This window comes from Mesorhizobium sp. M7A.F.Ca.CA.001.04.2.1 (assembly GCF_003998485.1).
Taxonomy (GTDB): Bacteria; Pseudomonadota; Alphaproteobacteria; order Rhizobiales; family Rhizobiaceae; genus Mesorhizobium; species Mesorhizobium ciceri.
Map to the genome: position 1 here is coordinate 1 of NZ_RZQT01000203.1, position 7,977 is coordinate 7,977.

At 64.4% G+C, this 7,977-nt stretch carries 10 protein-coding genes; 3 read left to right on the top strand and 7 right to left on the bottom strand.

All coding sequences use genetic code 11. The features are described from left to right. The 4 genes from EN955_RS32675 to EN955_RS32690 form a co-directional block, all read right to left on the bottom strand. Positions 1-531 (bottom strand): NAD-dependent epimerase/dehydratase family protein (locus EN955_RS32675; RefSeq protein WP_127223542.1); only part of this gene is annotated, 531 nt, incomplete at its 3' end. Between the two features lie 15 nt (positions 532-546). After that, positions 547-759, bottom strand: a complete 213-nt coding sequence (locus EN955_RS32680) for a hypothetical protein (RefSeq protein ID WP_013529748.1) — start codon at positions 757-759, stop codon at positions 547-549. 89 nt (positions 760-848) lie between these two features. Further along, the gene (locus EN955_RS32685; RefSeq protein ID WP_024502717.1) at positions 849-1,817 is read right to left on the bottom strand and encodes a cation diffusion facilitator family transporter; all 969 of its coding nucleotides are present in this window, start codon (positions 1,815-1,817) and stop codon (positions 849-851) included. Between the two features lie 10 nt (positions 1,818-1,827). Further along, positions 1,828-2,514 (bottom strand): GNAT family protein, encoded by a 687-nt coding sequence (locus EN955_RS32690; protein ID WP_024502718.1) that lies wholly within the window; start codon positions 2,512-2,514, stop codon positions 1,828-1,830. Between the two features lie 83 nt (positions 2,515-2,597). Between EN955_RS32690 and EN955_RS32695 the strand changes: the two genes are divergently transcribed. Together EN955_RS32695 and EN955_RS32700 are read left to right on the top strand one after the other, a co-directional pair. Continuing rightward, positions 2,598-3,782, top strand: coding sequence for a pyridoxal phosphate-dependent aminotransferase (locus tag EN955_RS32695; protein WP_024502719.1), 1,185 nt, complete (start codon positions 2,598-2,600; stop codon positions 3,780-3,782). Positions 3,783-3,934: 152 nt separating this feature from the next. Next, positions 3,935-4,309, top strand: a complete 375-nt coding sequence (locus tag EN955_RS32700; RefSeq protein WP_013529744.1) for a YciI family protein — start codon at positions 3,935-3,937, stop codon at positions 4,307-4,309. An 80-nt stretch (positions 4,310-4,389) separates the two neighbouring features. Here the strand turns inward: EN955_RS32700 and EN955_RS32705 are convergent, their stop codons facing one another. The 3 genes from EN955_RS32705 to EN955_RS32715 form a co-directional block, all read right to left on the bottom strand. Further along, on the bottom strand, positions 4,390-5,145 hold the full coding sequence (locus EN955_RS32705; protein WP_024502720.1) for an SDR family oxidoreductase: 756 nt from the start codon (positions 5,143-5,145) through the stop codon (positions 4,390-4,392). A 257-nt stretch (positions 5,146-5,402) separates the two neighbouring features. Next, on the bottom strand, positions 5,403-6,140 hold the full coding sequence (locus EN955_RS32710) for a tellurite resistance TerB family protein (RefSeq protein ID WP_024502721.1): 738 nt from the start codon (positions 6,138-6,140) through the stop codon (positions 5,403-5,405). A 115-nt stretch (positions 6,141-6,255) separates the two neighbouring features. After that, on the bottom strand, positions 6,256-7,176 hold the full coding sequence (locus EN955_RS32715; protein WP_013529741.1) for a rhodanese-related sulfurtransferase: 921 nt from the start codon (positions 7,174-7,176) through the stop codon (positions 6,256-6,258). 311 nt (positions 7,177-7,487) lie between these two features. On the opposite strand from EN955_RS32715, the gene eda reads away from it, so the two are divergent. Beyond that, a partial coding sequence (eda, locus tag EN955_RS32720; protein ID WP_127223543.1) for a bifunctional 4-hydroxy-2-oxoglutarate aldolase/2-dehydro-3-deoxy-phosphogluconate aldolase occupies positions 7,488-7,977 on the top strand: 490 nt, incomplete at its 3' end.

Consider the following 7,977-nt stretch of genomic DNA (forward strand, 5'->3'; position numbering starts at 1 on the left):
GATTGTCGGCAGCCGGATGCCGATACCGTCGAAGAACCCGCGCCTGGAATAGTCGGCCAGCAGCGCTTCGCTCATCTGCTTCTGGGTACCATAAGAGGTCAGCGGCGTCGGATGGAAGTCATCGGGAATGACGTCCGGGAACGGCGCGCCGAACACCGCGATCGACGAGGTGAAGACGACGCGCGGCGCAAAGCCCGCCACCCGGATGGCATCGAACAGGGCGCGCGTGCCATCGAGATTGACGCGGTAGCCGAGTTCGAAATTCGCCTCCGCCTCGCCCGATACGATGCCGGCGAGATGAAAGACGACGTCGGGGCGCGATGCGACCAGGCGCTCGGTGGCACCCGCTTCGGCGAGATCGCCGGTGTGCAGCGTGACGCTGACGCCATCCAGGCTCGGCGCCTGTGGCGGCACGATATCGTGGAGATCGAGCGCGGTGATCTTGCCCCCGCGCAGCGTCCCGTCCTTGGCCAGCCGGGCGATGAGCTTGCGGCCGACCATACCCGCGGCGCCAGTGATCAGAATGCGCATGTCGATATCCCTTGCCTATTTACCCTGGTTTTTGCGCTGGTTGCGGGCGCGCAGCCAGAACACCGAGAAGAACGCCAGCACGAAGACGATGCCAAAGGCGCCGGCCAGCACGGTGGAAAGGCTGCCGAGTGCCAGCATTACCGTCGGCAGATAGTAGGCGCCTATACCGAACAGCAGCATGATCCACGCGGCGGCGATGACCGCGTTCCTGGTGTCGCGGTCCATCATGCCGCGTCCGGAGGATGGGCGTTCGTCAAGCTGGTTTTCAAGGTTTTGCAACTCCTGAGGCAGGACGATCGACATCGATCGATCCGGTCCTAGTGATGGTGGTCGTGGTATGCAGCCGCTTCATGCTCGTGCCCGTGGTCGTGCTCGTCGCCATCGTCGGCGCACTGGCCGAATTCCGGTTCCACGGTGGCATGGCTGATGCCGTGCTCGCTGGCAAGCCGCTTCTTGACGGCACTCACCGCCTGATGCGCATCGACGCCCTCGTCGAGACAGGCATGCAGCGTCGCCATGTTGCTGGTCCCGTCGAGCGACCAGACATGCATGTGGTGCACTTCGCGCACGCCCTGGATGGTCGCCTCGATATCGCTGGCGATCAGATCTCGGTCGAGGCTTGGCGGCACGCCCTCGAGCAGGACATGGGCGGCCTCCCGCATCAGCGACCATGCCGTGTAGAGGATCAGCAGTGAAACCAGGACCGACAGGATCGGGTCGATCGGCGTCCAGCCGGTCGCCAGGATGACCAGCGCCGCCGCGATGGCCGCCGCCGAGCCGAGCAGGTCGCCAAGCACATGCAGGATGGCGCCGCGCATGTTCAGGCTCTCGCGGTCGCCGCCATGCAGCACGAAGAACGAGCCGAGGTTCACCAGCAGGCCGAGGATCGCCACCACCAGCATCGGCCCGCCAAGCACCGGCGCCGGCGCCTGCAGGCGTCCCCAGGCCTCATAGACGATCCACAGCGCGATGACGAAGATGGCGATGCCGTTGGTATAGGCCACCAGTGTCTTGACCCGGCCGAAGCCGTAGGTGAGGCGAACGGTCGCCGGCCGGCCGCCAAGATGAAACGCATACCAGGCAAGGCCGAGCGCGATCGAATCGGCGAGCATGTGGCCGGCATCGGCCAGCAGCGCCAGCGAGCCCGTGAGGATGCCGCCAAGCGCCTCGGCGACCATGAAGCCGCCGGTCAGGCAGGCTGCGATCAGAACGCGTTTCTTGTCGGTCGAGCCGTGCACATGACCAGGGCCGTGACCGTGCCCGGTGTGATCGTGGGTATGTGCCAATAGTGAACTCCTAAGCGCCGAATTCCGCGCGAAAATCCTCGAGCCGTCGCTTCTGCCGGCCGTCGCCATCGAAATTGGCCGGATCGAGCCACGCCTCATAGGCACTGCGCAGCGCCGGCCATTCCTTGTCGATGATCGAATACCACGCAGTGTCGCGGTTTTCACCCTTGACGATGAGATGCTGGCGGAAAATGCCTTCGAACTTGAAGCCGAACCGCTCGGCGGCCCGCTTCGATGGCTCGTTGCGGTTGTTGCACTTCCATTCGTAGCGGCGATAGCCGAGCCCGTCGAAGATGTATTTCATGAACAGGAACTGCGCTTCGGTTGCTCCCGGCTTGCGCGAGATGAGCGGTCCCCAATAGATGTTGCCGATCTCGATGACGCCGAAGGCCGGATCGATGCGCATCAGCGTCTGGCGTCCGGCGACCTTGCCGCTGGCCTTGTCGATGACGGTGAAGAACAGCGGATCCTCGCTGGCCTCGACTTTGTCCAGCCATGGCTGGAAGGCGGCGCGGGTCTCCGGCGGATAGTCGGGCAACCAGGCGAAGCGGTCGTCGATATCGGACACGGAGGACGCTTCATAGAGGCCGTCGCCGTGTTTTGCAGCGCTCAGCGGTTCAAGCCGGACGTATCGACCGTCGATGGTCTTGCGTTCAGGCCGCGGACGCGGTTGCCAACCCTTCAGATTTTCCGACACCGAATGCTCCAATCCGTTTGACTTTTGCGGGCTGAGGCTCACAAAAACGCGACCCAACAGCAAGAACCACACGGACGGGAAAAATGCTCCACACGATTTCGGCCTTCGACCGCCTTGGCGAGGAAAACGCCTTCGCCGTGCTTGCGAGGGCCACAGCACTTGCCCAACAAGGCCGCGACATCGTCAATCTCGGCATCGGCCAGCCCGACTTCAAGACGCCGCAGCACATCGTCGAGGCGGCGATCAAGGCGCTGCGCGACGGCCATCACGGCTACACGCCGGCCAATGGCCTGCTGGCGACGCGCGAGGCGGTGGTGCGCCGCACGCTAACCACCACCGGTGTCGAGATATCGCCCGAAACGGTGATGATCCTGCCCGGCGGCAAGCCGACCATGTTCGCCGCGATCCTGATGTTCGGCGAGCCCGGCGCCGAGATCCTCTACCCGGACCCCGGCTTTCCCATCTACCGCTCGATGATCGAGTTCACGGGTGCGGCACCCATTCCCGTGCCGATGCGCGAAGAAAACGGCTTTGCCTTCTCGGCCGAGGAGACGCTGGCGCTGATCACCTCGAAGACCAGGCTGCTGATTCTCAACTCGCCCGCCAATCCGACCGGCGGCGTCACGCCTCGCGCCGAGATCGAGAAACTGGTCAAGGGGCTGGAGGCGCATCCGCAGGTCGCCATCCTCTCCGACGAGATCTACGACGTCATGACCTATGATGGCGAGACGCATTGCTCGCTGCTCGGCTTTCCCGAAATCCGCGACCGGCTGATCGTGCTCAACGGCTGGTCGAAGACCTGGGCGATGACCGGCTGGCGCATGGGCTGGTCGATCTGGCCGAATGGCGACAAGGGCGCCCATCTCTACGACAAGGTGCGCAAGCTGGCGGTCAATTGCTGGTCCTGCGTCAACGCGCCGAGCCAGTTTGCCGGCATCGCCGCCATCGACGGCCCGCAGGACGACGTCGACGAGATGATGCGCGCCTTCGACCGCCGCCGGAAGATCGTCGTCGAGGGACTGAATGCCCTGCCTAATATTTCCTGCATCACGCCCAAGGGCGCGTTCTACGCCTTCCCCAACGTCTCGAAGACCGGCTGGAAGGCCAAGAAGCTCGCCTCGGCACTGCTCGACGAGGCCGGCGTGGCGCTGATCGGCGGCCCCGATTTCGGCATTCTCGGCGAAGGCTATATCAGGCTCTCCTATGCCAATTCCGAGGAGAACATCCTGCGCGCACTGGAGCGGATCGGAGCGTTCCTGGCGAAGTAGGTTTGAAAGCGGGCCGGTGGCCTCTTTCCGGATGGTTGCGGCTGGCGACCATGATGGTGTCATGATCTGTCCGGACACGCACGGCCAAGGCTGGGCGGGCGTGTCGGGAACCGCTACGCTCCCTGGATCAGGATCGAAGCAGGTGACATAAAATGTTCTACGCAATCCTTGCCTATCACGTGGAAGATGCGATCAAGGCGCTGACGCCGCAGGAAGATGCAGCACTTATGGCCGACCTGCTGAAGATCAACACCCGGCTTCATGAGGAAGGCACGCTGGGGCCGTCCGCGCGTCTGGGCGCAACACAGGATGCCATCACCCTGCGCGGCCCGGGCGACGGTGTGATCATCGACGGTCCTTTCGCCGAAACCAAGGAACAGTTGCTCGGGCTCTATGTCGTCGACTGCGCCACGCGAGACGAGGCCATCGCGATCGCCCGCGACCTTCGCCGCGTCAATCCCACCGCCGTTTACGAGATCAGGCCCATTCTGCTGTTCAAGCCCGGCGTGCCGCTTGCGGGAAAATAAAACCACCCGGCTGGGTCCCCGCTGCTTCGCAGCGTCCCAGCGTTCGCCGGCCTTTCATCGTGCCGCTGGCCGGGAAATAACTACCCACGCCCGACAAACGGCATCTTGGTCGCCATCACGGTCATGAACAGCACGTTGGCGTCGAGCGGCAGGCTGGCCATGTGAACGACGGCGTCGGCGACGCGCTGAACATCCATCACCGCTTCGGCTGCGATCGAGCCATTGGCCTGCGGCACGCCGACCGTCATCGGCTGCGCCATGTCGGTCAGCGCATTGCCGATGTCGATCTGGCCGCAGGCGATGTCATAGGGCCGGCCGTCGAGCGCCAGCGTCTTGGTCAGTCCGGTGATGGCATGCTTGGTCGCCGTGTAGGGCACCGAGCCTGGGCGCGGCGCATAGGCCGACACCGAACCGTTGTTGATGATGCGGCCACCCATCGGCTTCTGCTTGCGCATGGCGCCAAAGGCGGCACGGGCGCACAGGAACGAACCGGTGAGGTTGACGCCGACGATATCGTTCCACACTTCGACCGGTATCTCGTCGATCGGGGTCGATTTGTAGCCCATGCCGGCATTGTTGAAGAGCAGGTCGACACGGCCGAAGGCTGCCGCCACGGTCTCGAACAGATCGTCGACCTCGCCTGCCTTGCTGATATCGCAGGCAACCGCCAGGGCCTTGGCGCCGGTGGACCCGGCCTCAGCCACGGCTGCATCCAGCACGGATTTGCGGCGTCCGCAGAACACCGTGTTCCAGCCGGCCCTGAGCAGCGCCGTGGCGACGCTCTTGCCGATGCCCGTGCCGGCCCCGGTGACGATGGCGGTTCTTTGCTCGGTCATGGCTATTGTCCTCCGGCAGCGCTGCGCTTGCTCGACTGATTTTGGGGGGTTGGCTCGAAAAGGAAGGCATCGCAAATGACGGCGGCGATGGCAAGCGTGTCCATCCGGCCGGACCGACAAAAAGGGCGGCCATTGGCGACCGCCCCTGATCTGAACCGGGCTTGGGAGGAGGAAAAGCCGATCCGACTGTGTTGAATGATGCGCTTGCTGGGTTAATGAGCGGTTAACCCGGAAAGTGCCCCCTGTGCCGTTTTGGCCTACCAGCGCGGATTGGGTGACGTCCCGGCCTTGGCCGGCACCTTGGCCGCCGAAACCGTCGCCTCGACATGGTCGACCAGCGCGTCCGGCAGGCCGAGCCGGCCGGCAAGCAGGTCGAGATAACCGCGCTCGGCGCGTGTGTCGGGATCGATGGTCAGGCGCGACGCCGTGTAGAGTTCGAGCTTCTGCGCATCGGTCTTGGCGCCGGCCACCAGCGTGTCGAGGTCGAGCGGGCTTGCCAGCTCCGCCATCAGGAACTTTTCGGCGTCGGAGCCTATGCCGGCCAGGCTGAGCTTGCCGGCGATCTTCTGGCGCTCTTCATCGTCGATATGGCCATCGGCCTTCGCCGCCGAAATCATCGCCCGAACCAGCGTCAGCGTGAATTCGTCCTCGCCTTGCGGCGCCTGCGACGGGTGGAAGGGGGTATCCTTGGGCGGCGGCAGCAATTCCGGTTCGCCGGCCGCCGGTGCTTCCGCGGGCGCGTTGCCGGCCTTGTAATTCTGGTAGGCCTTGTAGGCGAGGCCGCCGATCGCGGCCAGTCCGCCAAGCTTCACCGCGGCGCCCGTCACGTTGCGGCCAGTACCGGTTCCGAGCAGCACCGCGGCCAGCGCACCGGCGGCCAGCGGATTGTCCTTGGCCATCTGCACGGCCTGCCCCGCCTTGTCGCGAACGGTGCCGCTGGTGCCGGGGATTTGCGAGCCGAGCAGATCGTCGAGAAGCTTCTTGGGATCGAACATTCAGTGCCTCCAGGATTTGCCCGGCCAACGGGCGGGTTTCGAACGTCGAAGACGTAGGTCCCGAAACTTGACATTGCAATGACAGGCAGCCGCTTTGCAGCAGCACGATGCTGGATCAGGAGCCGATATGCGGCCCCCTGCCCCGCGCCTGCGCAAGCTCGACCTGCCGCTGGCGCTCGGCATAACGCTGGCGGTCCTCGTCCGAACGCGCATCGAAGCAATGCGGGCACGAAATACCGGCAGCGAATTTGGGCGACGTCAGCTCGCCCGGCGTCAGCGGGTGGCGGCAGGCGCGGCACAGTTCCGCGTCGCCCTCGGCAAGGCCGTGCGACACCGAAACGCGCTCGTCGAAGACGAAGCACTCGCCTTGCCAGAGGCTCTGTTCGGCCGGAACCTCTTCGAGGTATTTGAGGATACCGCCCTTGAGATGGAAGACATCCTCGAAGCCGAGCGATTTGACATAGGCGGTTGCCTTTTCGCAGCGTATGCCGCCGGTGCAGAACATCGCAACCTTGCGGCCTTCGAGCTCCGCCCGGTGCGTTTCCACCCAGGCCGGGAACTCGCGAAAGCTTGCGGTGGCCGGGTCGATCGCACCCTTGAACGTGCCGATCGACACCTCATAGGCGTTGCGCGTGTCGATGATGACAGTGCCGGGCTGCGAAATCAGAGCGTTCCAGTCGGCCGGCGCAACGTAGGTGCCGGCACTTTTCGAAGGATCGATGTCATCGACACCCATGGTGACGATCTCGCGCTTCAGCCGCACCTTCATGCGATGGAACGGCATGTCCGCGGCCGCGCTGTACTTGACCTCGAGTCCGGCAAGCCCTTCGATGGCTTCGAGATACGCGATCAGTTCGGCAATTGCCGTCTCGCTGCCGGCGACGGTGCCGTTGATGCCTTCATGCGCCAGCAGCAGCGTGCCCTTTATGCCGCGCCCGCAGCAGAATGCGGCGAGCGGCGCGCGCAGTTCTTCGAAAGCGTCGAGCCGGGCAAACCGGTAGAGCGCGGCGACGCGAAGGAGTGGAAGTGATGTCATCGCCGAAGCCACTAGACGCTCGAGCAAGCCGATTCAAGGCAAAGCAGGCATCCTGTTCGGCGGGTCACTGGCGCAAATCTGCACCATGGGCGAATTTGTACCATAGCTGAGATCAGGGAGTCAAGAAAAAATTCCTATCCTGAAAAGCCACCCGGACAAAAGCTGTCGGCACCATCGAGCCGGCAGCCACCCTTGTCAACTTGGGCTTGGCGAGCATGGGTGACGCGTGACATCGCGACACGGCCGGTTTCGTGGACAGGAAAACGGCCTTCTGCTAATCGGTTGAATTGTCCCACGCCACGGAGAGACACATGCCCAGCAAGACCGAAAAACTTCTGTCGCTCCTCAACGGCCAGCCCGTCATCCCGGTGCTGAAGATCTCCGATGTCGCCAATGCCGTGCCGCTGGCCCGCGCTCTGGCGCGCGGCGGCCTGCCTGCGATCGAGATCACGCTGAGGACCGCCGACGCGCTGGAAGCGATCCGGCGGGTCGCTGGTGAAGTCGAGGACGCCATCGTCGGCGCCGGCACCATTCTCGATGCCAGGCAGTTCGAAGAGGCTGCCGCCGCGGGCTCGCGCTTCATCGTCAGCCCCGGCATCACCCGCGAGCTTCTGTCGGCAGCCGCCGCCAGCGATGTTCCGCTGCTGCCCGGTGCGATCACCCCCGGCGAGATCATGGCCGCGCGCGAAGCCGGCCTGCGCTTCCTGAAATTCTTCCCGGCCGAGCAGTCGGGCGGCATCGCTTCGCTGAAGGCCTTCGCCTCGCCGCTCGCCGATGTGAAATTCTGCCCGACCGGCGGCA